Genomic DNA, 25,010 nt, shown 5'->3' on the forward strand with positions numbered 1-25,010 from the left:
CTGCCTCGATGGATTGGTCTGGCTGGTGCGCGATGATGGCTGAGCAGAGCGCGGACAGCGGACAAAAACGGACAATGTCCGGTCTTGTCTGCTTGTCCGCTTCCGGACGGACACGGACACACCCCTATAGGGGTGTCCGTCTGTCCGGAGGACCGTGGGGGTCGAGGGCAATTCGTTGGTCGCCACGGCGCGGCCCGGCCGCATTGGCCGACCACATGGCAGCAAGCCGGGGAATTCTACGGTTACGCTGCTTTGAGCGTGGACCAACAGGAACAAGGAGGTTCGGACATGGAGCACTGACCTTATCTGCGGCGGACGTTAGGTCCGAGAAACAAGTCAACGCGTGAACATGAAACGGAGTCAAACAATGACTGAAATCCAAAGCGACCACTGCGCCACCGGCATCACCGAGCAGCCGGAGACGATCCTTGCGGGCCAGAAGCGCGCGCGCTCGTCTGCTGGGTCGATGCGTGCTGCCATCAAAGCTTGGCCGAAGCTCCGAGAGATCAAGAACGTGCTTCCGGAAATCTGTGGGATTGGGTTTCTTGCTTATGACACGGAGTTCGCCGAGGAAAGTGAACTGGACACGGTCTCGGCCTACTGGGAGTACCTGAAGCTCGCGGGTGAGGACTTCGGTGATCGGACGAACGAGCTGGAGCTTGCAATCAAAACGTTAACGGCGATCCTTGCAGCCAAGCCCAACGCCTAGCAGTCGAAGGCAGCACGTAGCGGCGCCCGCCGGTCCGACCGACCGGCGGGACAGAGACTAAAAGGTTCTTCCTACAAGGGGGCCATCGCCGATGAACTCGAAAAGACGCACAAGGAGCTGGACGCGAAACGCGAGCTGATCAAGGTGCAGCCCACGCTCGACGCCAAGCAACCGTATCGCGGGCTGCGAATTTGAACGGCTGCGTGATCTGTACGGCCTCGCGCGGGGCGCAGCGGATCGAAAGCTGGTCGGGGGGGTATGTTCAAACATGGCCCAGCAAGGCCCCAGAACCGCACCGGCTCGTCCTTACGCAGTGAGATTAGATTCCTAGGAGGGGGTTGCCATTTTGACGGCATTTAGCCCGGGAGGTCCACCGTGAAAATCAAGCCGAAGGCGCACCTTGCACCGACGGCCGCCGCCCAGCGCATGCGGGAACACCGCGCGCGCCGGGCGAGCGGCGCTACGCGAGTTGCGATCGATCTCGACTGGAACGACGTGGATTGGCTTCGCAGCCAGGGCGTGCTGCAGGAATGGAACGAGGCGGATCGGAAAGAACTCTCAAAAGCTTTGAAGCTGGCGCTGCGGAAACTCGCAGCGTTACGGCGTAACGAGGGTTGAGATCGCGATCTGCTATTGAGAACGTTGAGATCAAACACGTTGAGGGCAGGACAAATGGTCGTCCGGTTGACTGCGAGCGAGCTGGAGTATGGGCGGCGGATCGCCGCAATAAAGGCAAAGTGCCGGGTGGTTCGGCTTTCGCCCGAAGTCGACGATCTGATTCCTATTGCTCGGCTGGAAAAGCGCATCCGCGAACTGCTGTGGCATCGCGACCCCGAGAACGTTTCGGCTGCGCGCATACTGGTTCGAGAACAGTCGCGGTTGCAGCTTGCCTACGAAAGGCGGCATGGCAAGCCGGCGAACACGAAGCACATGCCATGAACGTTCCAACTCTCGAAGAGCGCCGTGCGATCGAAGCACAGGTTTCGCCCCAGCGGCGAGCCGAGATCGAAGGCCTCGTCAAATCGCTGGCCCCAGTGATCGGCGATTTCGTGCTGGCAGCAATCACGCCGCTGAAAAAGCGGGTCAAGGAACTCGAGTCGCGCCCGACACTGCGGTACCTGGGCATTTGGGATGCATCGCGGACGTATCAGCCGGGATCCTTCGTCACACATTCCGGCTCGGTCTGGCATGCCGACGTGCAAAGCACAGGCATTCGGCCGGGGGAAGGCGGCTTTTGGAAACTGGCAGTGAAGCGTGGCTCGAAATGAAAGTATTGGATCAAGCGAACGCCGAGTTGTGTCGCCATCGCGATCTTGCGCTCACCGCCTATGCGCGGCGTCTGCTTGCTCGCGGTGAAGACATTGACGGGGAAGAGTTTCGTGCGGCTTTGTCGAAATACGCCGGCGAGCTTGAGGCGTGGCGGACCAAAGCCATGGATGCCTTGCGGCAATTTGTCGAGGCGATGATCGAGCGGCCGTCCGCGACGCTGCATTAACTGGCCGCGCTTAGCGCATCCAGGAGTTCGTAAGCGCCGTTAGTCTGCTGTTGTGGGAAAAGCGGAAGTCGCGATTGCGTAGTTCGACTTCCGAGTCTGACTTCAACAGCTTGACTAGCTGCTTTCACCGGGTTCTGCTTTTTAAGCGATACATCAACACTTCATGGGTTTCGATTTGCTGATCTTGTCGGAACATCTGTAGGAAGGTCGAAACAGCTTCAAAAATGACCTTAGCGGCAAACAACGTTCTGAAGGGTTGATGCGCAATTCTTCTCAGTTGCGCTAGCTTGGCGAGCTTGCCGCCGAGGTTCCCGCTTTTAAATGATCGACCGTACCACACAGCAGCTCTCAACTGGCTCAAGCGCCCATGTTGTGATTGATAGTGCGTTCCAAGCCAAAATTGCGCATTCCAGTTGCCCTTAAGAGCGAGCTTACGAAGTTCACGTAGCCCTTCTGGTACGCCGCGAAGCTGAAGGAAGCGGGCTCGATGCAAAACACCGTTCTCTTGACCGGACGAAGCGGCACGATCAAACCAATTCCATGCCGTCACGAAATCCGGGTCAACGGCGTCGCCTCGGGCATACTCCCAAGCGAGAGCCAACTGAGCGTCAACGTCGCCGGATGATGCAGCAGCAATCCATTCCGGAATTTTGCTGCGGCGTTTGGTGCGCTCATCAGCGCGGCTTGGTAGTGCTAGTCGCATCGTTTAAGCAATGCCTCTATGGCCCGCGCGGAGTGTCACTCATACGACATTAAGGAAACATCACTCTGCGACTAGCAATTGGAAGCGACGTTCGTCCGCTTGTGGCCCGAAGGCGAAGGTAGCCGTCGTGTCGGGGCCTCGGCAGTCCGAGGCCAAACCGGCCATCGGTAAGGCGCGGGCAAATCGACGCGGACCGACGGATCGGCTTTGTTCCAACGCTCTCTTCCGACGAAAGTCGTAGAGGTGCTAGTTTAGGTTGTAACGTTAGGAAATTTGCAATCTATTCAACCTTAACTTGCGTCGGAATGCAATTCCTTCAAGGCGCGAAGAAACCTCCTTGAACGTGGCACTTCAACAATAACAACCCAATGCGGCGGCGCCGCGATTTTCCTGGAGGCTCGGTTGGCACTCCCAAATAAATACAATCCCGCACTAGATGGACTGCGGGCCCTGGCGATTGGCCTTGTCATTCTGGGGCACTGCCGCGTTCCCCTGTTCCGCCAAGGCTATTTTGGCGTCGATATATTCTTTATCCTTAGCGGCTTCCTGATTACCCGACTCCTTGTTGACGAATTAGACGCAACCGGACGAATCGCGCTGCGACGTTTTTATCTGCGCAGATTCCTTCGCCTCGCGCCGGCTCTCCTAGTATGCTTGAGCGCATATGTTCTGGTCGCCCCATGGCTTTGGCCGCAATATGAGGTCATCTCACACATCCGGGACGCGGGACTAGCAGCATTCTATCTGGCCGACTATTCGCAGGCCTTTTGGCGTAGTCCGAACGTGCTCGTTCACATGTGGTCGCTTTCAGTTGAAGAGCACTTCTACCTTATCTGGCCGCTGGCAATCCTGGTGTTAGCTCGCATCGATCTCCGTTGGAGTCTGTACGGTCTCTTGGCGCTCTACCTGCTTGGCAGCGCGTGGCGCATCTTCGAGTATGAAAGTATGGGATGGGACGCTACCTATTATCGTTTTGATACGCGCTTCAGTGGGCTGGTGTGCGGCTCCATGCTGTCGATGTTCCTGCAAAACAAAGCGCCAATCTCGAAGAGCGCGGCCGATGCAGCGGGCGTCGGCGGGTGGACGGCGCTCGTTGTCTGTCTCTCTATCGGCTACTGGGGCGCCCCCTGGTCCCTTGTCGTGATGACGCCTCTGGCTCATGTGGCCGGTCTCTGTTTGGTTATCTCAGCCTCAACACAAAGCTCCTGGGTCAACTCGATCTTGTCAGCGCCGCCCTTGGTCGGCATCGGTGTCATCTCTTACGGGATGTATCTCTGGCACTATCCCGCAGCTTTTTATCTTAGAGAGTTGATGCCCTGGTACCTGACCGCTCCAATCGTACTGGGCTTTTCAGTCATCGCGGCTGCGGGCAGTTACCTGAGCATTGAGCGACCGCTCAACCGATATCGCCGCAATCTCGGGGCTGATCACAACGCAAGCGCAGAAAGCGACGGTCGAGCGTCACAGCCGGCACTCGCTCCGGCAGCAACGTAGCTCTCCTATTCTCTGTTCGGCTTAAGGCTATTGCGCAGGAACTCCTGACGTCGAGCACGCTGAGACCGTGGCGGCGAAGTCTGCCTGTGGCCCATCGCTGCCGTCCACAGCGCGGCCGCTAACGTCCGCATTGGGGGTTACTGCCGTCATGCCTCTCGGAATTTGGGAAGGCAGCCGTGACCCAAAGCTGACCTCGCTCAAAAGCTGTAGGCCATTGACACAGCACGCTGCTTGGCTCAATGTTACTCACCGTAGCATTCGTGGTGAGGAGCAGTTGGCCCTCTCCAGCGATTTCGAGGTCGGATGGGCCAGGTTTGCGAACCGCGATTTTATCACTCTTGCAAGCGGCGCAGCGGTAGCTCCGATACCAGCGCCGGGAAAGTACTCTCGCGACGCTCTGTGCTGACCGGACTTGCGGCAACCTGCGTTGCGGCGTCGGCGAAATGGAGTTGGGCTGCTGAAATCGGTGGTGGTCCGTCCTTTTTCGCCGATGGCCCGGACGCCGAACTTTACGGCGCGGCCGAGAACTACCCGATCAAGGACCGATGGAGGATCTTCCAGCCCGGCAATCCGGCCTCGCCAAAATACCGCGTCGGCGCATTCAGTCATTACGATGAGATATTCCCGACACGCCACGTCGATCGCGCGGCCACATCCTGGCCATTCAAGCGAACGCCGGCGGATGTCAGCTACCACTACAAGGGAAACCGCGCTTCGCTTGCGGATTATCTGTCGCGCAATCCGGTGACGGGCCTGTTGATCGCTAAGGACGACCGGATTCTGGTTGAGTGCTATCAGTACGGCCGCACCGATCGAGACCGGCTGATATCGCAGTCGATGGCAAAATCTATCACTGGCATGCTGATAGGGATCGCGACCGCAGAAGGCGCGATCAACTCGATCGACGATGCTGCGGAGACCTATGTTCCCGGCTTGAAAGGCACGGAATACGGTGCAACGCCGATCCGCGCGCTGCTGCACATGTCGTCTGGCGTGAAGTTCGGTGAAGAGAACGATGAAGCGAAAGGCAGCGGAGACGACCTCGATCGCCTGTGGGGCGACATGGTGCGCAAATACTGGTTTTCCCAAAAAGGCACCGTTGCCAGCATCGCGCAATTCAACCAACGGATCGCGCCGCCGGGGACGCGATTCCATTACGCCAGTATCGAGACGGACGTGCTTGGTCTCGTGCTGCATTACGCGACCGGTCAATCAATGTGCGGCTATCTCCAGGAAAAAGTTTGGCAGCCGATCGGCTCGGAAGCGGATGCCAAATGGCTGATTGATGCGGAAGGCCGTGAGGTAGCGCACGGGTTCTTCAATGCGGTACTGCGCGATTACGCGCGGCTCGCCCGTCTGCTGGCCCACGACGGAGCGTGGGAAGGCAAACAGATAATACCTGCACAGTGGATGATTGATGCGACCACGGTGCTTGCCTCCGAGACGTATCTGGCAAAAGCCGAGGGAGGGTTCGGGTACGGCTATCAGGTCTACCTGTTTCCCGGCAGCAGACGGCAATTCGCGCTCTTGGGGCACCTCGGGCAGCGTATCCTCGTTGATCCGCCCTCGAAGCTGGTCATGGTGCAGACCGCCGTCGATGAAAAGTCCCCCGAAATCTGGCGTCTGTGGTCGGCCGTGGTCGCGCAGTTCGGGTGACGCCACCTTTTCTCCCAGGGGAAGAGAGGTCCTCCGCCCTCGACGTCGGAATAGAAAAGCCGAATGAGCTGCAAGGTCTGCTTCTGGCCCTGCGCTCCCGTTCAGGCGTGCCGCGACATGTCGGTTCTGAGGGGTAGACCGGAAGTTTGCAGCGGAGTGCTAGACTGACGCTTTTGACCCCGCAGCAGTCGCTTGCGGTGCTCATTCACTTCGGATTTCAGCTCTTCGCCCATGCGGACACCCGCGCCCTTGTTCGGTCGGCTGCAATCGCAGCGTCTAAACCTTCGTATGTAGTTCTTTCGTCGGATTTGACGTGCACTGAGAAATCCAAATCGGTAAGCATGCGCTTGGGACATGTGGGCGGGTGCGGATGATCAGGGCAGCACGGCAAAGCTCTGAAGAGTGCCGCAAACTCGTGGCTGAATATCGAGCACTCGCCAACATTGAAGGTACGACAAAGCGGGTCGCCAACCTGCTTTTAAACGTGTCCCGAACCTACGCTGGCCTTGCCGCCACCCTCGATTTGCTTGAGCAGGTCCAGAACGAGGAGGCACAACGGCTCTCGCACCAGCCTAGGTCAGATCCACCGGAACCATAGGTGTGCTATTTGTTCCGCTTCAGCCGGTAAGCCGCGTGGCCGCTCCGCCTATTCCGGCACCTCCGCTATCGGCCTTGGATGCACCCGTTCATTGACCAAAACCTCGGTCATGGCATCTCGGAGGCTGTCGCGATCGAGGATGCGGAGCAGCCGGTCTATGGTGGCCTCGGCATCGCAGTCGCGCGTGAGGTAGTCGGCCAGCGCCTGCATGGCGTCGTCATAGCTCTGCTCGATCTTCTCGGGGGGGGTGAGGCACGCCATGCTCAAGCAACTCCACGTAGTGGAAGCGCCAGTTGGACCGCAAAGGGCCGGGTAGCATTCGCTTCGATGAAGGCCCGCAAGGCCGGCGTGATCTCGGTGTTGCCGGCGGCGCGCTCACCAAGCTCATCTGCGACTTCGCCGGTCGCGTCGCGGGACCAACCTTCAATGGCATTGAAAACCACGATTCGGACCGGATAGGCATACTGGCCGGAGATGAGGTCGCGGAGCACGGTCTCGCGATCGGTGTCCTGCTCGTCGGTCTCGCGCCAGGAGCAGCCAGCGCGCGCGCCGAAGTCCTCCAGCACCAGGTAAACATCCCGGTCGAGCCGATCCAGCGGCACGATCGACGGCGCATGACGCATGACGCAACTCCTACTCAGGGAGCAATTGCGCTGCTGGCTCATCGTTCCCGTGGGCTCGGCCCACGCCATCGGTCGACCAGTTCCTTCAAAGCTCCCGTCCGATCGCGGGATGGCTGCGGTTCTTCACCTTGAGCCAGTGCTTCTGTCGGCCCCCGCGATATGGCCGATCGCGATGCTTCGACACGAGACCTTCAAGGCCCATGCGACACGCCGCCAGGAACAGCTCCGGCCCGATCTCGCCGCGCTCGAACGGCGCGGCGGTGATCCCGTCTGGCCGGCGGGCCAGCAGCCGCGCCAGGTTGGTCTTGCGCAGGTGTAGCGGGAGCTGCCGGAGATCATCCCCTCCGATGGCGAGAACATCGAAAGCGTAGAGCTGCACCTTGTGCTCGTGCTTGCGACTGTGCAGCGCGTTGAAGTCGGAGACGCCATCGACGCCGAGCACCACGGCCTCGCCATCGATGACGAAATGCTTCTGCCGGCTCTTAAGCGCCGCCTCGACGATCCATGGATAGCGCCTGGTCCAGTCGGTGCCGTTACGAGAGAACAGCCGCACGCGCTCGTTCTCCGGAATGACCAGCATCCGGTAGCCGTCGTGTTTGATTTCGTGAATCCAGTCCGGTCCTGACGGGACCTGCTTGCCGGTACTCGCCAAGCAAAGCTCGTACGCTTACGCATTTGCCACAGATAGGGCTTTGCGGGCGTTTTGGGAGTAGGGAACAACCGGCAATCAAGGGCATTCCCATTCAGCTACCATTCGGTCATCTGAGAGTCCCAAGGGGTTGATCGCCAAGGAGTTGTAAGACATGCGCAAACTAGCACTCGCAGTGGCTGCCGTTGCGGCTCTTTCAGTGTTCCCAGTTTCAGCTTTTTCACAATCTATCGAAATCGGACCTGGCGGGGTCCGGGTGGATGACGGCCGCCGGGCGAGAGGCGGTGGACAATGTGAACAATTGCGCCTTGCCTGCGAAAACAAGGATAGGCTGGGAGAGCAAGGCGAAGGAAATTGTCGCCGCTATCGCGAGACCTGCCAACGGCCCGTTCGGCAAGATGTTTGCGGCGAGCTACGATCCGCCTGTCTCAACAAGGATCGGTTGGGCGAGCAAGGTGAGGGTAATTGTCGCCGCTACAGAGAAACGTGTCGCGGCGGGCGTATGTAGCCAATTCTAGGAGCTTCTGCGCGCAACGAGAGGCCGCCTCGCTGGCGGCCTCTTTGCGTGCCGGTTCACGCTGACGGCCCCGCTGTTCTCCGGGCGAGAACAGATTGTGATTTTAATAAATCTTCGTTCGTTCCTCGCGCGTGTATTTATAAGCGGAACACCTAGAAGTACGGCCGCCTCAGTTGGCGGCCTGATGCTGCTCTCTTTTCGGGGGGCGCCTATAAGTTAGGCTATTTGGAACTTGTGTACACTCTGGCACTTAGTGAGTCCTCCGCGAGGGCAGCACTGTGGACCGCGATTTTAAGAACGAAGTCTTTTCCAGCTATCAGCCAAATCCAGTGAAGCCGTGCAATCAGTGTGGCCGCCAGCCGATCTTTGCGGCGAAGATGCTCAACACCCAGACCGGTGGGATCGTTCGCATGTTCAAGTGCCAGTGCGGTGAGCAGACCTGGACCGAGAGTAAAGAGTAGTCGGTGGCCGCCAACTGACCGCTCGCCCTAGCTGCTCCGTCGCAAATCACAATCGCCTGATTTGACTTCGGCGGCCCGTCGCCGGGCATAATCGTTCCGTTTATGGAACGAAGTCAGGGACTACCGCGCTTACATCCTCAACGATGAGGGGCATATCATCGGCGTGCCTAAACTGAATTGTGCGGATGAGGATGAGGCTAAACAGCGGGGTGTAGACAGAGGCCAAGTGAGGCGGCCTTAATTGATCTCGTGGCGGAGCTTCCGCTGTAGCTCGCGTTGATCGTTCGCATATTCCTCAGCCACTAGGCGAGCTTCAGCCGTGCGTCCGATTTGCTCAGCGCTTCGCGCGAGGTCGTCGTAGTTCTTGGCAACACTGCGAAGCGCATCTCGCGTTTCGGGATACTCGCAGTTGTCTGCCTTGGCGCGAAGCTCCTCCGCGCGAGTCCGCCAGTATTTCGCCGAGTGCATGCACTCGATGCCCATGGCCAATCCCCTGATATGGTCCTTCCTGGGTAACGGGTTGTAGCGGTCCCGGCCCACTGAGGCGGTCTTACTATTCGATGCGGTTTCTATGCCAGGCGTCCCTGATCTCACAGGCGAGGATTATCAATATCGTCAGCACCACGACAGGCGCGGCGAGCGTTGCCATCATCGTAAGCATCTTTGCAGCTTCCCGAGCAACAATGCTCGGAAACATGCAGACCGCCCGTTTGTTCCAAAAATGAAACCCGGCAGGCTGCTGAGGGTATGAGGCTTAGGGCGGCATGTCCTCAGGGCCTCACCAATGAGCGAGCGGATCGGCTCCGCTCCTTTCCCGTGCGCAGACAAGTTACGTTTCTCGCGGTCTAGCGGCGGCTCGCGCCGACATAGTGACGCGGCGCTCAGGCTTGTGCGCGAGATCAGCCGCGCGTTTGGCGCGTAGGCCGGCATTGCATCGCGGAAGCGCTCGCCCGCTTGCTCTCGAACCTTGTGGCGTGGTCACCGCCGGACTGCGGTCTCCACAAACTCCTGCACAGAACTTGGCACGTCATCGTACTCGACAAAACGGCGACGCAGCTCGTCGGCAATATCTACCGTCACGTCGCGCGACCAGCCCTCGGCGGTATTGAACGCGACGATCCGCACGGGATGACTAAATTGGTCTTCCAAAAGGCGGCGGAGAAGTGATGCGCGGTCACTGTCTTTTTCGTCAGCCTCGCACCAGGCGCGCCCGAAGCTGCCAAAATCGTTCAGCACAAGATAGGTGTCGTGATCGACATGCGGCACGATGGAGGGGGAGCGAGGCATACACAGCAACTCCCGTTGGAGCGAAGAGGAACCTTACCGTGTTCCGGCCACCCTGTGTAGGGGCGCATTCGGGAATTTGGAGGTATATCAAGCGGATAAGCCCCGACAGGCCCAAGCTGCTGCTCAGCGGTAATATCTTCCGGAACAAGTGTGCACTTTGTAACTTAAGCTAAGGGTTCAGGGGAACTTCGGTGTGAAAGAGTTGCTGCCGGTCGTTCTCGTCGTCGAAGACGAGCACGCCATTCAGGGGTTCATCGAGGACGCACTCAACGAGGCCGGCTTTGGCGCCGTATCCTTGTCATCAGGCGAAGAGGCGCTGATGATACTCAGCGCCGACAAAGAGAAGTTTCGCGCTCTGCTGACAGATGTCAATCTGGCGGGTCGATTGAGCGGTTGGAAGGTCGCCAAGCGCGTGAGCGAGATCAAGCCCGACATGCCGGTGATCTACATGACGGGTGTCTCGGGCGACGAGTGGCCTTCTCACGGCGTGCCGGGCAGCATCCTTCTCACCAAACCGTTCGCACCAGTTCAGGTCGTCACCGCTGTCGCTCAGCTTCTGAACGTTGCCTCGACAAAAACATAGGCCCGTTTCAGTTGCAGCCATTCAGCCAATGGATTGGCGGCTTCTACCAAGGGACCGCTGCTTACCACTCGGTTGAGCGCGAGGATGGCGGCCCGGCTTGTGGTGGCGCTGTCACCGGCATCCGACCCTAGCCGATGCCTCCTTGAGCCGAGAAAAAGCACGCTAGTGTAGGAATCACAATGTAGCGCAATAAAGCATCAGCTCTTCGGTGAATTTCGCTTCGTGAAGTTTGTCGCGATCCAGACTCGCTCCAGCCACCGCATCGATTGCTTTAAGGGCCTTGTCGAACAGCGCGTCAGCTTTTGAGGCGTCCCAGAGGCTCTCGCAAATAGCTTCGCAGTACTTGTCCATGGCATTCGCGTTCCATTTCGGAATTGGACTGCTGTTGCCCAGCAGTCGAACCGCCAAGAGAATTTGGAATCTTGCAACCTTGTATTTGCTGTCAACCTTCTGATTGCGGAAAAGAAACTCCAGTAGGTACAGCGCGTAAGCTGAGGTGTAATAGGGATAGAGCTTGTGCTCATGAATGAAAATATCCTTGCCTACACGCTCTGAAAGACTCTTATAGCGGCGAACCGTGCTGTGAGGTTCGGCAAGAAACATCGCAGAAAAAGCCCGAACAGCATTCGTTTGAAGCACGACGCGGGTTTTCTCTATCGGCAGACCATCGTATTGGCGAGAACGTCGCTCATAGTACAGTCTCTTTCCTTCCGGAAAATTCTTGAAGAATGCTTCAAGATGTCGGGCGAATGTGGTGATAGCAAAGAACTGCTCGCTGGTGACTTCAGTCTGTTTGTTTGTTGCGTGAATAATATCCTCAATCACTTCCTCGTCCTGCGTCCAGATCAGACGCAGTGGCACGAGGACGGTTTCATCGAGATGCTCCTATTTTCGAAAAGAACGTGGCTCGTCTGACAGCCGTTCACAATTTGAAAGTCTTCAATGACGAACTTGCTCCCAGTGTGCGTCATATTCCTAGCAATGATCGTTATGCCATTGTTCATCAGCACGAAGCGTTTTCGGCGATCCGACTTAAGGGTCGCGCGAATTTCGTCATTTACGTCGTTATATCCCTGCCAGTCGCGAACATTGTCGTAGAATACGCTTCGCACGACTTCGTCATTGTCGCAGACAATCGGGAGATAGTGCAGCGCGGGTATGAAGCCGACAAACGCTTCCTTCACTCCTGGAATCTCGGGGATGTCCTGTCGGCTAGAGAATGCAAACTCTCGCGAGATGGAATTCTTCGAGAAAGTATAAAGTTTTAAGATGTCCGCCGCCCCAATGAGGTTCACGTCCACCTCACTAAAATACTCCAACGAAACAAGCTCTTGCATTACCTTCGCGGACCTAGCCGCGAGAGACGCATCGCCAACCACCTTTCCGGTGGTCACGTAATAGAGCAGGCATGCGGGATTGCCCCGCTTGAACTTGCTGCTCCGTGCATAGATTGCGCGCATGATCTCAACAAAATCCATGATGCGTGCATTACGAGGTTCTTTAGTGCTGGGATCAAAAAACTCGCCTACCCCGTAACCAAAGCTTCCCAGCTTGGCGGCCTCGAAGTTAGACCCTCGGTCCGCTTGAACGAAGATGAACACGACGTCCAAGTAGTCAGGATTGTCGCCGAGCATATCCTCAAGCTGATCTCTGTCTGTAACGAGAATGCCATTCACGACGATTCCGATAGCGTCAATGCCTAGGTCCCCACCTGCGCCTACGACAATCTCTTTTGGGTCGAAGGTCTCCGAGTAATGACGCTTTACGACGATGAATCCACAAAGGTGCTCAAATCGCTTATCCTCCTGCAATGCTTCGATCTGGAATTCCTTGGAAAACTCGGCCAACAGACCTTCAGTGATCATATCCATGACGTGCCCCCTCCCAACGGCTGGCTTTCTTGAAGCCGATTCGGGAGCCTTCACGATGGCACAATGCAAGGTAGTAACGGGAGGATCGGGACGCTTGTCCCGGTTATTCACAGGCCGATCATTCGAATCAGGCGGTAAGCCCTTGCCCAACGGCTTGCTAACGGCATTCCTCCGCCTCTTTTCGGAACCTGTTTGCATCTATTTCGGTCATGGCAAAGCATGTAGGGCGCTGGTCAAGCACTGCCAACTGGGGCGCGTTACTTCCAAATTTCTTCCTTTCCTAAGCACCAAAGTCCACATCAAGCCTTTCTCCCTCCGTCTGCCGGGACGCGGTAGCTTCATCAAGGGTCAAGGAAGGCGGGGCCGTCACCTATTCAGAAGCCGCGCATGGGCGGCTTCTGTTATCCTTGGCGCAAACGGTTGGGCAGTGAATTAGGCTGCGGCCCCCAACTCCGCCACGACAGACGCGGCGCCGACGATCCGCCGCAGCTCGGCTGCGATGCCGTCCAGCACCGCGCGTTTCTGGTTCATGCGCTTCGAGCGGACATAGACGCCGGTCACCCGCTGCACCCTCTCGCCATCGTCCTTGGTCACAGCATGGTCGAGGCACTTGGCAATAGCCGCCTCTGAGAAGCCGAGTTCGCCAGCCAGCGTCGCAGCGGTGCGGCGCAGATCATGCGGCGAGAACGGCTTCAGGCCCAGCAACTCGCACAGGCCGGGCGTCTTGGTCTTGCCCTTGCACTTCTCGTGCTTGGTGCCGCGCAGCGCCGTCGCCATCACGGTGCGATGGATCGGCTGCCCGGGATAAACCGGGCTCTCAAAGACGAACTGCTGATCGGTCCTTGCGAGCGCCTCCTTGACGATCTCCACCGCAAGCGACGAGAGCGGTTGTTCAATGACCCGACGCTTCTTGACCCGCTTAGCCGGGATGCGCAACAACGGCGCGTCGCCGTCGAGATCAATCAGCTCGTCACGATTGGCGGCGACCAATTCGGCCGAGCGGAGCATGGTGACCAGCTCGAACTTGATCGCCAGCCGGGTGCGGCGATCCCACGGCAGGTTGTCGCGATCTAGGCCATGCCAAAGCGTTCTGATCTCGCCCTCGCTCAAAACCCGCTTGCGGGCGTGCTCCGTTGGCAGCTTGGGCAGGTTGAAGCAGGGGCGGCATGTTTCGGGGACGTAGTCGCGGCCTGCCTCCGACGCCCAGCGGTACAGGCCGGATACGGCGCGGCGCGTGTGCCGGGCATTGCTGATCGAAGGCCTGCCATACTTGCCGTCGAGGATGTCGTTCGACAGCTCTGCGATATCTTGCCGCGTCACGTCGCTGGCGATCTTGTTGCCCAGCGACGGATTGACGAACCGCCGCAGGTGGCTGGCGACGTTCTCCCAGCTCTCTATGCGGGGGCGTTTTTCGCCGTCAGCCTTCTGTTCCAATTGCTGCATCCAGTCGATGCGAGCCTCAACGATCTCCGCCACCGTTCTGCCGTGCTTGCCCTTTGCGGTCTTGGTCTGACGCAGTTGCTCGACCAGTGCCGCCGGATCGAGGGCCTTCAGCGCGTAGACCTTGCTGCGGGCATCCTCGACTCCGAAGGTCTCGGGATTGTAGACACCCAGCACCGTCGAGCGCTGCTTGCCCGTCGCGGGATCGGTGAACTTGAGATTGAAGGTCGCCACGCCAGCCGGAATGATGCTGACATAGAGTCCCCGGCACTTGCGGTCATAGACCTTGGTGCGCTCGTTGACGCGCTTCTGGCAGAGGCGGTCGGTGAGAATGGTGCTGGTGCGGCGGGGGCGCTTGGCAACTGGGGATTTTTCCCCAGTTGGTTCGATGATGTCGGTGCTGGTCATGTGCTTTGGCTTTCCTGCTTTTGGGACTTAGGGCCAGGCCCTAGATTTGACGAACCCCGCAGAAACGCCCCGCAACAAACCTAACCAAAAAGGCTTGTTTTCATAGGGTTTTCATAGTTTCGGCGTGTTTCACCGAATGCCAAAATATAGACCACACGACTTGTTCGTCCGCGCACGTCCTCGCTGGGACTTCGGGTGCTGGCGTGTGCTCACACCCGAAGCCATGCCAAGACGCTTTCGGCATCGTGTCGTAGGCACGAAAGCCATTGCTCACAGCCGAAGCCGCCCTGCAATGCCTATTATGCCCGACGCCGTCGCGTCCATCGCTGCCCAGCCCGCGGTTCGTGACGATCGCGATCCGCCCCTTGTCTCGGGCCAGGGTATGTCGCTTATACGTCAAATCCGAATTTCGGTAAAGTGGAATGTTTTACGAGGTGGGCTTGACGGGCGATGTGGCGGAAGTGGTCGTCGCTGTTTTGCCCGACGGGCACGGGCAGGCGAGGACGACGGCTTCGCCCAAAGAGTTGAGACGGCAGCTTTTGAGGACAGAGAGTAAGTCCGCCGGCGCGGTCATCATCGACGGCTTGTGCCCCTGGACGGACATTCAACGGAAACCTCGAAATTCCTCATGGAATTCTGGCCAAGCGCGTGCAGCGCGAGCCCGGAACGATTTTTACCGAAGGTTGTTAAGGCTCAAATTATCTGATGTCGCTTCTATCGTGGCATGACGCCAGCAAGGGAAGGCGCTTTCGCCCAGCTTGAGACCCCGAGCTCTTTGTTGAAGAGTCGCGGTCGGCCTTACGTTCGGTCGAACTCTAAAAGGAAAAACGGCATGACGAAAAGCACGCTCGATCTGGCACGTGCCAGGTTAAAGGCATACGTCGATAAGGATCGGACAGCGATCGAAGCGCTTCTTGCGGACGACTATCACTTCTCAAGTCCAATCGACAATGAGTTGGATCGTGCGACTTATCTGCGCCGTTGCTGGCCCAACAGCGAGAAGACCAATTCGTTCGATGAAGTCATCGCGACCGAGGATGGAAGCCGAGCAGTCATCGTCTATGAGGCAGCTGCCGCAGGGGGGCACAGGTTTCGTAATTGCGAGGTAACCACTGCTCGCGGAGACAAGATCGTTCGGGTGGAAGTCTACTTTGGATGGGATATGCCTCACAAAGCGCCGAAAGGCGGCTCCGTCGAAAATGACGGCGAGGGTCACGCTTAGCGGGATGCCGGTCGAGCTACGATCAACAACGCAGCTTTGGCATTTGTAGGCCCTTGGTCTCATCCCATGCGCGGTCATCCACGTCTCGACCTCGTCCGGGTTCGTCAGGATCACAGGCATCGCTTTCGCGCGGATGGCATTGCAACATGCTAGCGAAGCCGCGCGCGCATTATCACTATCACTGACGGCAGGAGGCTCAGTAAGCGAGCTTTGGGTACCAGTCGGTGCCGCGGCCTTCTGGCGTGGTATCGAGGATGGTCCAGAGCGGATCGAAGTCGGGCGCGCCGCGCGGATCCTGTTGGGGGTCGGCCATCGTGCCGCTCATCTCGCCGGACCAAAAATGTCGGATCGTGCCGTCGCGCTGTGTGAACACGCTGTAGCCGGGCACGTCGGCATCCTCGGCGCTGACATAGTCGCGCGTGTAATCGCCGGAGATGTCAGAGAAGACCTTGTGCCGCGTCCAGCCGCGCGCCTTCTTTGCCTCGATCAACCTGGCGATCGGTGACCGCGCGATGAAGACGAACCCGATACGCTGCTCGATGTCGGGTAATTTGTGCTCCCATGTGCTCATGAATGAGGTGCACATCGGGCAGGGCGTCTGCCGCTGCGGCCCGAACATGTAGCTGTAGACCGCGAGCGTCTGCTTGCCGTCGAACAAATCGACGAAATTCACTTTGCCATTCTCGCCTTCAAACACGTAGTTTTTCTTCACCTCGCCGCCGGGCGGAAGCGCCCGGCGCAGTTCAGCGACAAGCTCGATCTGACGACGCAGCTCGATCTCCTTCGTCAGGAGGTCTTGCCGGGCGCGGCGATAATCGACGCTTTCGTTGGGAAAATGAGCCTTGTTCGTACCAGCAAGCTCCGAAGCAGGCTTCAGGATGGAACTATCCATTGCATGACCTCTGGTTGGGGCCGATATCTGGGAAGACGTCCGGCGGCACCTCGTTCCGACACCTTCGCTCAACTATTTGGAAAGCGCTCGGTTGGTCCAAAAGATCCTGCTGCGGGTCGCTGCGGTGTTTCGAGCGCGCGTGGCCTCTAGGCCAAACGCCTGCTCATCAAGGTCGGTCCTTGGGTCCTTGCCCCTGAGCATAGTCGCCATGCAACCCTGACCGCTTAGCGATGCCTTCCATTGGCAAACCGGACGTGACGAACCAATCAGTCGGTGTCCTAGATCACCCCCGCCAGCCGCAACGCCACGCCCGCCGCGCAACTGCCGGCCAGCACCGTCAACATCCCCAGCTTGAACCGGAAGATCGCAGTTGCCGCCGCGATCGACAGCAGCAGCGCGGGGATGTCGATGCTGGTCAGCACCGGCATGTCGAAGTCCAGCGGAAACGCATGCACCGGCACGGTCTCGCGGAACAGCGTGTGCAGCGCGAACCAGATCGAGAGGTTGAGGATCACGCCGACGACGGCGGCGGTGATAGCGCTCAGCGCGCCCGCAAGCCCGGTGTTGCCGCGCAGCCGTTCGATGTAGGGAGCACCGACAAAGATCCAGAGGAAGCAGGGCGTGAAGGTGACCCAGGTCGCGAGCAATCCGCCGAGCGTGGCCGCAAGCATCGGCGACAGACCGCTGGCGTCGCGGTAGGCGGCCATGAAGCCCACGAACTGGAGCACCATGATCAGCGGACCCGGCGTGGTCTCGGCCATGCCGAGGCCGTCGAGCATCTCGTGCGGCTTGAGCCAGTGATAGTGCTCGACCGCCTGCTGGGCGACATAGGCCAGCACTGCGTAGGCGCCGCCGAAGGTGACCATCGCCATTTTCGAGAAGAACAGCGCGATGTGACTGAAGACATTGGCCTGCCCGAGCACAAGCACGAGCGCGATCACCGGCACCAGCCAGAGCGCAAGCCACAGCGCGCCGACGCGAATGGTGCGGGCGGTGTTGGGTCGGACATGATCGGGCACGGCGTCGCCCAGCATGCTGTCGATCAAGGCGCTGCTGCCGCCGTGACCATGACCGGCCGGCGCGAACTCCGGACGGCCGCTTCTCGCGCCGGCATAGCCGATGATGCCTGCGGCGATGATGATGATGGGGAAGGGGACGGCAAAGAAGAAGATCGCGACGAAGGCCATCGCGGCGAGCGCGATCATGATGCGGTTCTTCAGCGCGCGCTTGCCGACGCGCACCACGGCCTCGACGACGATGGCAAGCACGGCGGCTTTCAAGCCGAAGAACAGCGCCTCGACGAAGCTGACATTGCCGTAGGCGGCGTAGACGTAGCTGAGGCCCATGATGGCGATGATGCCGGGCAGGATGAACAGTCCGCCCGCCATCAGCCCGCCGGCAGTGCGATGCATCAGCCAGCCGATATAGGTTGCGAGCTGCTGCGCCTCCGGGCCCGGCAAGAGCATGCAGTAGTTCAGCGCATGGAGGAAGCGGCCTTCCGAGATCCACTTCTTTTCCTCGACCAGGATGCGGTGCATCACCGCGATCTGGCCCGCGGGCCCGCCAAAACTCAGGCAGGCGACACGGAGCCAGACGCGAAAGGCTTCACTGAAGCTGACGCCGTGACCGGCATCAGCTCCGGTTTCGATCGTACGCGTATCCATCAAGCCTTTGCCTTGTTGGTCGGCCAGTTATGGGTCTCAGACGTCGCGTCACGGCACCAGCGGTAGAACGCGTCGTAGAGCAGCATGCCGGCCTCGAGCTGTTCGAGGTCGTCATCATACATCCGCGACAGCCCGAGCGAAGCCGCGAGCAGACCGGGAGCCTCCGGCGCAAGGTCGGGCCGCGCGGTGTCGGCGCCGCGCACCAGCGTTGCGAGCCGGAGCAGCGCCGGCGCAGCAATCCCGAACTCCTCGATCATCACGTCGAAGGTGCAGAGCTCGCCACGGTGGCTCCAGAACACGTTCTCGATGTCGAACGGGGCTGCCTTGAAGCGTTCGCCGACGGCGACCACTTCGGACGGTGCCACGAACAGGAACACCGCATTGGGATCGACGAAGCGTCGGATCAGCCAGGGGCAGGCAATGCGGTCGACCTTGGGCCGCGCCCGCGTCACCCAGACGGTGCGTCCCTTGGCGTCGCGCGGCGGCAGCTTGCGGGTATCGAGCAGCGGCAGCTTTGCGTCCTTCCAGCCCTCGAATCCGCCTTCCAGCGTCTCGGCCTGGACCCCAAGCTGCCTAAGCCAGGCCGCCGTGCCCTGCGCCAGCTTTGCGCCGCGCAGGCAGGAGACGATGGCGGTGCGGCCGGCGAATTCGGCACCCCATTCCGGAACATTGTCGTGGCTGAGCTTGATCGAACCTGGGATCAACCGCCGGTCGGCGGCAAAATCCTCGTCGGTGCGCACGTCAATCAGGGCAGGGGCATTCGCCGTGCCGATCAACCGTGCCAGCTTGTCAGATGATATCGTCGTGTAGGAAGACATGATGCGCCCTCGTAAGAACAAACGGGACGCGATACTTGGGCATGTCGCCTCGTGGGGAGATCGCTCAAATCCCCATGACCTTCATTACACCGAAACGCCCCCGACCTGTCAATCGGCTCGTTCCTCGATTTTGCCCGGACCTCCCGCAGGTCTATATTGGTGTCAACGGGCCGAACCTCTCGGAGACTTTGCGATGCATTCCCATTCCGTCGAACAATGGACCCATGACCACGCCTTCCTGGGCGAGAAGCACGACGAGAACGAGCGGCGCACCTGGCTCGTCGTCATCCTGACGCTGGTCATGATGGTCGGCGAGATCGTCGCCGGCTCGCTGTTCGGCTCGATGGCGCTGCTCGCCGACGGCTGGCACATGGGCACGCATGCGGCGGCGCTGGGGATTGCCGCGTTCGCGTATCGCTTTGCGCGGCGGCACCTGGGGAGCTCGCATTTCAGCTTCGGCACCGGCAAATTCGGCGATCTCGCCGCCTTCGCCAGCGCGATCATCCTCGGCCTGATCGCGGTCGAGATCGCCTATGAGAGCGTGCTGCGGCTGATCAATCCGGTGCCGATCGTTTATGGCGAGGCGATAGTGGTCGCCGCCCTCGGCCTGTGCGTCAACCTCGCCAGTGCCTGGCTGCTCCGCGACAACCATGGTCATCACCATCATGGCCATGCGCATGATGATCACGATGACCATGATCACCACCACCACGACAACAATCTCCGCGCGGCCTATGTCCACGTCATGGCGGACGCGGCGACCTCGGTGCTGGCGATCGCCGCGCTCCTGGTTGCCATGTATTCGGGATGGGCCTGGGCCGATCCGGCGGTCGGCCTGATCGGCAGCGCCGTGATCGCGAGCTGGGCGTTCGGCCTGATCAAGACATCAGGCGCGGTGCTGCTTGACGTGCGCGCCGACGAGAAGCTCGAGCGTGTGATCCGGGCGCGCATGGAGATCGGCGACGACCGCGTCACCGATTTGCATCTCTGGCAGGTCGGCCCCGGCCATTGTGCCGTGCTGGTGTCGGTGGTGTCGGACCAGCCGAAGCAGCCGGCGGTCTACAAGAAGCGGCTCGCCGGACTGAAGGGGCTCAGCCACGTCACCGTCGAGGTCGAGACCTGCCCGCATTGGCGATAGTTTTTAAGGGAATTCTGCGAACGGACCAGGGTTGATCCTCGGTCACAGCCGACAAGACAGCCGACCTGGCTGCAAGGGAGGAACGAATGATGCCAAAGATCAAAAAGATCAAGCTCGCCGTCGTTGTCGCTGCACTCGTTCTGTCCGGTCATGCGGTGCTCGCGCAGTCCGAAAAGACCGGTGTCGAGAAGCTCTACGTGTTCAATTGCGGGGAGGGCACCGCCGGCGACATCTCGCGCTGGACGCCCGGCCTCAACGAGGGCAAGACGATGGACTTCGTCGACAGCTGCTATCTCGTCAAGCACGCCAAGGGCTGGTTTCTGTGGGATACCGGCATCGCCGACGCAGTCGCCGCGATGCCGAATGGCCTTGCGCCCGCCGATCCCAAAGCCGTGACCTGGCGCCGGCCGAAGATGCTTGCCGCGCAGCTCGAACAGCTCGGCCTCAAGCCCGGTGACGTCAAGATGATGGCCGTCTCGCACACCCATCCCGACCATACCGGCAATGTCGAGCTGTTCCCGCAGGCCATGCTCTATGTGCAGAAGGCCGAGTATGACTGGCCCGGCGCCAACAACGAGCCGCGCTTCAAGCCGTCGCATCCGGTCGAACTGCTTGCGGGCGACAAGGACGTGTTCGGCGACGGCAGCGTGACCATCCTGTCGACGCCCGGCCATACGCCGGGACACCAATCGCTGCTGGTGAAGCTGCCGAAGACCGGCGCCGTCGTGCTGTCGGGCGATGCGGTGCACTTCAAAGACAATTGGGACAACCGCCGTGTGCCGAGCATGAACGCCAACAAGGACCAGAGCGCGGCCTCGATGCAGAAGATCGCCGACACGCTCGGCAAGGAGAAGGCGCAACTCTGGATCAACCACGACAAGATCCAGCGCGACAGCCAGAAGATGTCGCCCGAGTTTTACGACTAGCTTCCCGCGACGCCCCTGTTGCCACTACGGTGGCAGCAGGGGCGTGCTAGCGCCCTCAGCAAGCTCCGCAACGGGAGACGATTGTGGGTGAGTGGGCCGGGGTTGCGATCGCGCTGGCGTCGAGCAGCCTTGGCGGCACTGCCGCGGCGATCACCCGCTATCTGGTCGGCGGCGCCGATCCGATCCTGCTCGCGATCCTGCGCTGGGGGATCGGCTTTCTCTGCCTGCTGCCGTGCGCGCTTCTGCTCGGCGTGCGCTGGCCGCAGCGGTCCGACTGGCCGGCCGTGGCGCTGCTCGGCATCTGCTTTTTCGGCGTGTTCTTCATCCTCTACAACATCGCGGTGTCCTACACGACCGCCGCGCGCGCCAGTCTCGCGCTGGCGACGCTGCCGCTCCACACCATGGTGGTCGGCGCCATCCTCGGCGTCGAGCGGCTGACGGCGCGCAAGATCACCGGCGTCGGCATCGCGGTGCTCGGCGTGGCGGCGGCACTGGCCGCGGGCCTGGCGCAAAGCCCGCCCGAGGCCTGGCGCGGCGAGCTGATCATGACCGGTGCCGTGTTCTGCATGGCGTTCTACAACGTGCTGTCGCGCCCGCTGATGCAGCGCTCCAGCCCGCTCGGCTTTCTCACGGTCGGCATGGGAGCAGGCGCCGCCGTGCTGGTGCTTGCGGGTATCGTGAAGGGCAGCTTTGCAGCGCTGGGGCAGTTCACGACGGCGCAGTGGATTGCCGGCATCTATCTCGGCATCGGCGGCGGTGCGCTCGCCTTCATCCTCTGGGTCATGGCGCTGGCGCGCGCGACGCCGACCCGGGTCGCCAATACGATGACGGTCAATCCGATCGCCGCCACCTTGCTCGCCGCGCTGCTGATCGGCGAGCCGATCACGCCAAATCTACTGATCGGGCTGGTCGCCGTGTTCGCCGGCATCTGGATCGCGACCGGCGAAACGAAGCCGGTCTAGGTGCGCGGTGCCGTGACCGGCGGCGGGCTCGCTTCCGGCGCCTTCTTCGGTTTCAGCGAGCCGGCGTAGAAGGAGATCAGCCAGACCAGGATGACGGCGAGGAGATAGACACCCCAGGCCTGCGGCGGCGTAGTCGCCCAGCGCAGGAGGCCTTTGAATGTGCGGGGTGGGCGCGTGTCTTCGGTCATGCTGCGCTTGTGCGCGAAAGCTCCGGCCCGGTCAATCCGGCCGCGGTTGCGCGCGGATCATGAACAGCGCGGCCAGCGCCGAGAGGCTGAGCGCGGAGGAGACGATCAGCACCTTGGCGCCCATGACGTCGATGAGCAGGCCAAAGGCCAGCGGCGCCACGGCCTGCGCCATCCGTGCCGGCGCGCCGATGATGCCGAGGCGATAGCCGAAATCCTTGGGGCCGAAGATCGACAGCGGCAGCGTGCCGCGCGCGATGGTCAGGATGCCGTTGCCGGAGCCGTGGAATAGCGCAAACGCACTGGCCGCGGCGCCGCCGAAGATCGCCACGACCACCGCGCCGATCGGGTGAGTGAGGCAGGCGAGCCGCGTCGACCACAGCGGATGAAAGCGGCTGAGGAAGCCTGCCTCCAGAACCCGTGCGGCCACTTGCGCGGGGCCGATCAGCGCACCGGCCGCGATCGCCTCGACCGGCGTCGCGCCGGTTGCCTCCAGGATGCGCGGGAAATGCGCGGCCATCGCGCCGGTGACGGTCCAGACCGCGGCAAAGATGAAGGCGAGCAGCACCATGGTGCGGTCGAGCGGCAGATGCGGCTTCGCCGCTGTCGCCGCTGCTTGCTTGGCGCCCTTGATCGTCGGCAGCAGGAAGAGATTGAGCGGCAGGCCGATCAGGATATTGGCAGCGGCCCAGGCGAAGCAGGTGTCGCGCCAGCCAAAATGCGACAGGCCCCAGGCGGTGAGCGGCCAGCCGACGGTCGATGCAAAGCCCGCCATCAGCGTGATGCCGGTGATCGGCCTGCGCGCCTCGGTGCCGTAGATGCGCCCGAGCGCGGCGAAGGCGGCGTCGTAGAGACCCATCGCCATGCCGATGCCGAGCACGAGCCAGGCCATTGCCATCACCGCCACCGATTGCGAGAGGCCGAGCAGAACGAGGCCGGCGGCGATCGTCAGGTTCGACACCGAGAGGACCTGCCGGCCGCCGACCAGATCGATCTGTCGCCCGATGCGCGGCCCGAGCAGCGCCGAAATCACCAGCGAGGCCGAGAACGCGCCAAACACCCAGTTGGAGGAGATACCGAGATCGCGCGCCATGGGATCGGCGAGCAGCGCCGGCAGATAGTAGCTCGAGGCCCAGGCCAGGGTCTGCGTGGTACCGAGCGCCAGGATGATCGGAAGCTGGCGCTGGCTCATATCCCCGTATTTCTGATCGGCGGTGTCATCATTCGCATTTGCCGCCCGAGGCGGGAGCGCGTCAACAGCGTCCGCGACATATGCGACCTGCCGCGGGCGGGAGCCTTGGCCGTGAGCGGAGCTTTGGCGACGCAAGCTCCGCGCGCCGCCTTTCGCTCGTCACGAATGCACGCCATAATGGCGCATGCAATTGACCTCTCGCCTTGCGCTGATGAACTGGTTGGCCGGCCAGGGGCTCACCGGCCTGCCCGAACCCGAACTGCTGCGCGGCTTCTGCGAGCGCTGCCGCGCCGAGGGGCTGGAACTCTCGCGTGGCCTTGTCGTCATCGATACGCTGCACCCGATCTACGAGGGTCGCGCCTTCCGCTGGAGCGATACACCGACCAACGAGAGCGACGTCGTCGAATACGGCTCGACGGCCGAGGGCGACGCGGCCAACAATTGGCGCCGGTCGGTTTTCTATCATTTGCTCGAGCACGGTCACGACGAGATGGTGATCGACCTCGCCGACGCGCCCTCGCTCGATTTTTCGCAAATCGGCGAGCTCGCCGAAACCGGTCATCGCCATTTCCTGGCCTTTGTGCACCGCTTCGGGGAGACCGGAGCGCTGGGGCAAATGGACTGCCTCTACTCCTCCTGGACAACGCGATGCGACAGCGGCTTCGCCGACGCCGAACTCGCCGCGCTGCGCGATCTCGTGCCGGTGCTGGGGCTCGCGATCAAGTCGGCGCAGCAGGTCGACATCGCGCGCACGCTCGGCCGCGTCTATCTCGGCCGCGATGCGTCAGAGCAGGTCTTGAGCGGACGTATCTCGCGCGGCGTCACCGAGCGCATCAACGCCGTGCTGTGGTATTCGGATCTGCGCGGCTCGACCGGAATCAGCGAGAGCATCGGCCCCGACGAGATCATCCCGTTCCTCAACGACTATGCGCAGGCCGTGATCGACGCGATCCACGACGCCGGCGGCGACGTGCTGAAGCTGATCGGCGACGGCGTGCTTGCGATGTTCACCGGTGAAGACATGGCGCATGCCCGGCGCGCGGCGCTGCGCGCCGAGCATCTGTTCCGCAAGAACGTCGCTGCGCTGAACCTGAGGCGGGGCGCGGAGGGCCGTCCCACCACGTCCGCCTATATCGGCCTGCATGTCGGCGAGGTCTTCTACGGCAATATTGGCAGCGAGGACCGGCTCGACTTCACCGTGGTCGGTCCGACCGTGAACGAGGTCAGCCGCATCGCCTCGATGAGCCGTTCGGTCGATCGCGAGCTGCTGGCATCGGCAGAATTCTACAAGGGCCTCGACGCCGCCGGCCGCCGCTATCTCGTCTCCACAGGCCGCTACGCGCTGCGTGGCATCGGCCGTGCGCAGGATCTCTACACGCTTGATCCGGAGGTGGACGCGAGCGAGCCGGTGACAGGCAGCTACGAACGGTATCTGGCGAACTAGGCTGGCTGCTTCAACATACTCCGTCATTGCGAGGAGCTCTTGCGACGAAGCAATCCAGACTGTCTCCGCGGAC

General features: G+C 60.8%; 28 protein-coding genes. 14 read left to right on the top strand and 14 right to left on the bottom strand.

The window, feature by feature from the left end:
- The first annotated feature begins 367 nt into the window (after positions 1-367).
- The 5 genes from IVB50_RS27275 (at position 368) to IVB50_RS27295 (ending at position 2,204) form a co-directional block, all read left to right on the top strand.
- A complete protein-coding gene (locus IVB50_RS27275) occupies positions 368-709 on the top strand; it encodes a hypothetical protein (protein WP_247298164.1) in 342 nt (113 codons plus the stop codon).
- A gap of 375 nt (positions 710-1,084) precedes the next feature.
- Positions 1,085-1,327, top strand: coding sequence for a hypothetical protein (locus tag IVB50_RS27280; protein ID WP_247298168.1), 243 nt, complete (start codon positions 1,085-1,087; stop codon positions 1,325-1,327).
- Positions 1,328-1,381: 54 nt separating this feature from the next.
- Complete coding sequence (locus IVB50_RS27285) at positions 1,382-1,648, top strand: hypothetical protein (RefSeq protein WP_247298170.1); 267 nt, start codon at positions 1,382-1,384, stop codon at positions 1,646-1,648.
- Entirely contained in the window at positions 1,645-1,977 is a 333-nt protein-coding gene (locus tag IVB50_RS27290) for a hypothetical protein (protein ID WP_247298172.1), read from the top strand. Before IVB50_RS27285 ends, IVB50_RS27290 begins: the two co-directional genes overlap by 4 nt.
- Positions 1,944-2,204, top strand: coding sequence for a hypothetical protein (locus IVB50_RS27295; protein WP_247298174.1), 261 nt, complete (start codon positions 1,944-1,946; stop codon positions 2,202-2,204). Before IVB50_RS27290 ends, IVB50_RS27295 begins: the two co-directional genes overlap by 34 nt.
- A 124-nt stretch (positions 2,205-2,328) precedes the next feature.
- Here IVB50_RS27295 and IVB50_RS27300 read toward each other — a convergent pair whose 3' ends face one another.
- The gene (locus tag IVB50_RS27300) at positions 2,329-2,907 is read right to left on the bottom strand and encodes a hypothetical protein (RefSeq protein ID WP_247298176.1); all 579 of its coding nucleotides are present in this window, start codon (positions 2,905-2,907) and stop codon (positions 2,329-2,331) included.
- A gap of 402 nt (positions 2,908-3,309) precedes the next feature.
- Here IVB50_RS27300 and IVB50_RS27305 point away from each other — a divergent pair, with 402 nt between their 5' ends.
- Together IVB50_RS27305 and IVB50_RS27310 are read left to right on the top strand one after the other, a co-directional pair.
- Positions 3,310-4,401 carry an acyltransferase gene (locus tag IVB50_RS27305; protein ID WP_247298179.1) on the top strand — a complete coding sequence of 364 codons (1,092 nt, stop codon included), beginning with the start codon at positions 3,310-3,312 and terminating at the stop codon, positions 4,399-4,401.
- A gap of 399 nt (positions 4,402-4,800) precedes the next feature.
- Entirely contained in the window at positions 4,801-6,057 is a 1,257-nt protein-coding gene (locus tag IVB50_RS27310) for a serine hydrolase (RefSeq protein WP_247298181.1), read from the top strand.
- 646 nt (positions 6,058-6,703) lie between these two features.
- Here the strand turns inward: IVB50_RS27310 and IVB50_RS27315 are convergent.
- The 3 genes from IVB50_RS27315 to IVB50_RS27325 form a co-directional block, all read right to left on the bottom strand.
- On the bottom strand, positions 6,704-6,916 hold the full coding sequence (locus IVB50_RS27315) for a hypothetical protein (RefSeq protein ID WP_247298184.1): 213 nt from the start codon (positions 6,914-6,916) through the stop codon (positions 6,704-6,706).
- A gap of 2 nt (positions 6,917-6,918) precedes the next feature.
- Positions 6,919-7,278: a hypothetical protein gene (locus IVB50_RS27320; protein ID WP_247298186.1), complete on the bottom strand. Its 360-nt coding sequence runs from the start codon at positions 7,276-7,278 to the stop codon at positions 6,919-6,921.
- Positions 7,279-7,363: 85 nt separating this feature from the next.
- Complete coding sequence (locus IVB50_RS27325) at positions 7,364-7,930, bottom strand: RNA ligase family protein (RefSeq protein WP_247298189.1); 567 nt, start codon at positions 7,928-7,930, stop codon at positions 7,364-7,366.
- Between the two features lie 281 nt (positions 7,931-8,211).
- Here IVB50_RS27325 and IVB50_RS27330 point away from each other — a divergent pair, with 281 nt between their 5' ends.
- Positions 8,212-8,445, top strand: a complete 234-nt coding sequence (locus IVB50_RS27330) for a hypothetical protein (RefSeq protein ID WP_247298192.1) — start codon at positions 8,212-8,214, stop codon at positions 8,443-8,445.
- Between the two features lie 697 nt (positions 8,446-9,142).
- Here the strand turns inward: IVB50_RS27330 and IVB50_RS27335 are convergent.
- Positions 9,143-9,388, bottom strand: a complete 246-nt coding sequence (locus IVB50_RS27335) for a hypothetical protein (protein ID WP_247298195.1) — start codon at positions 9,386-9,388, stop codon at positions 9,143-9,145.
- 495 nt (positions 9,389-9,883) lie between these two features.
- Positions 9,884-10,192: a hypothetical protein gene (locus IVB50_RS27340; RefSeq protein ID WP_247298197.1), complete on the bottom strand. Its 309-nt coding sequence runs from the start codon at positions 10,190-10,192 to the stop codon at positions 9,884-9,886.
- 193 nt (positions 10,193-10,385) lie between these two features.
- On the opposite strand from IVB50_RS27340, the gene IVB50_RS27345 reads away from it, so the two are divergent.
- Positions 10,386-10,775 carry a response regulator gene (locus IVB50_RS27345; protein WP_247298201.1) on the top strand — a complete coding sequence of 130 codons (390 nt, stop codon included), beginning with the start codon at positions 10,386-10,388 and terminating at the stop codon, positions 10,773-10,775.
- A gap of 174 nt (positions 10,776-10,949) precedes the next feature.
- Here the strand turns inward: IVB50_RS27345 and IVB50_RS42310 are convergent, their stop codons facing one another.
- From IVB50_RS42310 to IVB50_RS27355, 3 genes are all read right to left on the bottom strand, one after another.
- Positions 10,950-11,636, bottom strand: coding sequence for an AIPR family protein (locus IVB50_RS42310; RefSeq protein ID WP_346771310.1), 687 nt, complete (start codon positions 11,634-11,636; stop codon positions 10,950-10,952).
- Entirely contained in the window at positions 11,621-12,646 is a 1,026-nt protein-coding gene (locus IVB50_RS42315) for an AIPR family protein (RefSeq protein WP_253076221.1), read from the bottom strand. Before IVB50_RS42315 ends, IVB50_RS42310 begins: the two co-directional genes overlap by 16 nt.
- A 432-nt stretch (positions 12,647-13,078) precedes the next feature.
- Entirely contained in the window at positions 13,079-14,494 is a 1,416-nt protein-coding gene (locus tag IVB50_RS27355) for a site-specific integrase (protein WP_247298204.1), read from the bottom strand.
- A gap of 832 nt (positions 14,495-15,326) precedes the next feature.
- On the opposite strand from IVB50_RS27355, the gene IVB50_RS27360 reads away from it, so the two are divergent.
- The gene (locus IVB50_RS27360) at positions 15,327-15,716 is read left to right on the top strand and encodes a nuclear transport factor 2 family protein (RefSeq protein ID WP_247298205.1); all 390 of its coding nucleotides are present in this window, start codon (positions 15,327-15,329) and stop codon (positions 15,714-15,716) included.
- A gap of 196 nt (positions 15,717-15,912) precedes the next feature.
- Here IVB50_RS27360 and IVB50_RS27365 read toward each other — a convergent pair whose 3' ends face one another.
- The 3 genes from IVB50_RS27365 to IVB50_RS27375 all read right to left on the bottom strand — a co-directional run bounded on the left by IVB50_RS27365 (position 15,913) and on the right by IVB50_RS27375 (position 19,090).
- Positions 15,913-16,608 carry a DUF899 family protein gene (locus IVB50_RS27365; RefSeq protein ID WP_247298207.1) on the bottom strand — a complete coding sequence of 232 codons (696 nt, stop codon included), beginning with the start codon at positions 16,606-16,608 and terminating at the stop codon, positions 15,913-15,915.
- A 278-nt stretch (positions 16,609-16,886) separates the two neighbouring features.
- Positions 16,887-18,272, bottom strand: coding sequence for a chromate efflux transporter (gene chrA / locus IVB50_RS27370; protein WP_247298209.1), 1,386 nt, complete (start codon positions 18,270-18,272; stop codon positions 16,887-16,889).
- Positions 18,272-19,090 carry a chromate resistance protein ChrB domain-containing protein gene (locus IVB50_RS27375; protein WP_247298211.1) on the bottom strand — a complete coding sequence of 273 codons (819 nt, stop codon included), beginning with the start codon at positions 19,088-19,090 and terminating at the stop codon, positions 18,272-18,274. The genes chrA and IVB50_RS27375 overlap by 1 nt, the downstream gene beginning before the upstream one ends.
- A 193-nt stretch (positions 19,091-19,283) precedes the next feature.
- On the opposite strand from IVB50_RS27375, the gene dmeF reads away from it, so the two are divergent.
- The 3 genes from dmeF to IVB50_RS27390 all read left to right on the top strand — a co-directional run bounded on the left by dmeF (position 19,284) and on the right by IVB50_RS27390 (position 22,116).
- Positions 19,284-20,228, top strand: coding sequence for a CDF family Co(II)/Ni(II) efflux transporter DmeF (dmeF, locus tag IVB50_RS27380; protein WP_247298223.1), 945 nt, complete (start codon positions 19,284-19,286; stop codon positions 20,226-20,228).
- Positions 20,229-20,314: 86 nt separating this feature from the next.
- The gene (locus IVB50_RS27385) at positions 20,315-21,154 is read left to right on the top strand and encodes an N-acyl homoserine lactonase family protein (protein ID WP_247298225.1); all 840 of its coding nucleotides are present in this window, start codon (positions 20,315-20,317) and stop codon (positions 21,152-21,154) included.
- A gap of 83 nt (positions 21,155-21,237) precedes the next feature.
- Positions 21,238-22,116 (top strand): DMT family transporter, encoded by an 879-nt coding sequence (locus IVB50_RS27390; RefSeq protein WP_247298226.1) that lies wholly within the window; start codon positions 21,238-21,240, stop codon positions 22,114-22,116.
- On the opposite strand, the gene IVB50_RS27395 is transcribed toward IVB50_RS27390, so the two are convergent.
- Positions 22,113-22,304 carry a hypothetical protein gene (locus IVB50_RS27395; protein WP_085353412.1) on the bottom strand — a complete coding sequence of 64 codons (192 nt, stop codon included), beginning with the start codon at positions 22,302-22,304 and terminating at the stop codon, positions 22,113-22,115. The genes IVB50_RS27390 and IVB50_RS27395 overlap by 4 nt on opposite strands.
- Before the next feature lie 31 nt (positions 22,305-22,335).
- On the bottom strand, positions 22,336-23,493 hold the full coding sequence (locus IVB50_RS27400; RefSeq protein ID WP_247298227.1) for an MFS transporter: 1,158 nt from the start codon (positions 23,491-23,493) through the stop codon (positions 22,336-22,338).
- A 184-nt stretch (positions 23,494-23,677) separates the two neighbouring features.
- Between IVB50_RS27400 and IVB50_RS27405 the strand changes: the two genes are divergently transcribed.
- Entirely contained in the window at positions 23,678-24,937 is a 1,260-nt protein-coding gene (locus IVB50_RS27405) for an adenylate/guanylate cyclase domain-containing protein (protein WP_247298228.1), read from the top strand.
- Positions 24,938-25,010 lie beyond the last annotated feature (73 nt).

It is taken from the genome of Bradyrhizobium sp. 87, assembly GCF_023073015.1.
GTDB classification, from domain to species: Bacteria; Pseudomonadota; Alphaproteobacteria; order Rhizobiales; family Xanthobacteraceae; genus Bradyrhizobium; species Bradyrhizobium canariense_D.

Excerpts from the sequence above, each read along its gene's own strand:
- IVB50_RS27275 (WP_247298164.1), top strand. The coding sequence starts at position 368 with ATGACTGAAATCCAAAGCGACCACTGCGCCACCGGCATCACCGAGCAG.
- IVB50_RS27285 (WP_247298170.1), top strand. The coding sequence starts at position 1,382 with ATGGTCGTCCGGTTGACTGCGAGCGAGCTGGAGTATGGGCGGCGGATC.
- IVB50_RS27290 (WP_247298172.1), top strand. The coding sequence starts at position 1,645 with ATGAACGTTCCAACTCTCGAAGAGCGCCGTGCGATCGAAGCACAGGTT.
- IVB50_RS27300 (WP_247298176.1), bottom strand. The coding sequence starts at position 2,907 with ATGCGACTAGCACTACCAAGCCGCGCTGATGAGCGCACCAAACGCCGC.
- IVB50_RS27315 (WP_247298184.1), bottom strand. The coding sequence starts at position 6,916 with ATGGCGTGCCTCACCCCCCCCGAGAAGATCGAGCAGAGCTATGACGAC.
- IVB50_RS27320 (WP_247298186.1), bottom strand. The coding sequence starts at position 7,278 with ATGCGTCATGCGCCGTCGATCGTGCCGCTGGATCGGCTCGACCGGGAT.
- IVB50_RS27335 (WP_247298195.1), bottom strand. The coding sequence starts at position 9,388 with ATGGGCATCGAGTGCATGCACTCGGCGAAATACTGGCGGACTCGCGCG.
- IVB50_RS27340 (WP_247298197.1), bottom strand. The coding sequence starts at position 10,192 with ATGCCTCGCTCCCCCTCCATCGTGCCGCATGTCGATCACGACACCTAT.
- IVB50_RS42315 (WP_253076221.1), bottom strand. The coding sequence starts at position 12,646 with ATGGATATGATCACTGAAGGTCTGTTGGCCGAGTTTTCCAAGGAATTC.
- IVB50_RS27355 (WP_247298204.1), bottom strand. The coding sequence starts at position 14,494 with ATGACCAGCACCGACATCATCGAACCAACTGGGGAAAAATCCCCAGTT.
- IVB50_RS27360 (WP_247298205.1), top strand. The coding sequence starts at position 15,327 with ATGACGAAAAGCACGCTCGATCTGGCACGTGCCAGGTTAAAGGCATAC.
- IVB50_RS27365 (WP_247298207.1), bottom strand. The coding sequence starts at position 16,608 with ATGGATAGTTCCATCCTGAAGCCTGCTTCGGAGCTTGCTGGTACGAAC.
- chrA (WP_247298209.1), bottom strand. The coding sequence starts at position 18,272 with ATGGATACGCGTACGATCGAAACCGGAGCTGATGCCGGTCACGGCGTC.
- IVB50_RS27375 (WP_247298211.1), bottom strand. The coding sequence starts at position 19,090 with ATGTCTTCCTACACGACGATATCATCTGACAAGCTGGCACGGTTGATC.
- dmeF (WP_247298223.1), top strand. The coding sequence starts at position 19,284 with ATGCATTCCCATTCCGTCGAACAATGGACCCATGACCACGCCTTCCTG.
- IVB50_RS27385 (WP_247298225.1), top strand. The coding sequence starts at position 20,315 with ATGATGCCAAAGATCAAAAAGATCAAGCTCGCCGTCGTTGTCGCTGCA.
- IVB50_RS27395 (WP_085353412.1), bottom strand. The coding sequence starts at position 22,304 with ATGACCGAAGACACGCGCCCACCCCGCACATTCAAAGGCCTCCTGCGC.
- IVB50_RS27400 (WP_247298227.1), bottom strand. The coding sequence starts at position 23,493 with ATGAGCCAGCGCCAGCTTCCGATCATCCTGGCGCTCGGTACCACGCAG.
- IVB50_RS27405 (WP_247298228.1), top strand. The coding sequence starts at position 23,678 with ATGCAATTGACCTCTCGCCTTGCGCTGATGAACTGGTTGGCCGGCCAG.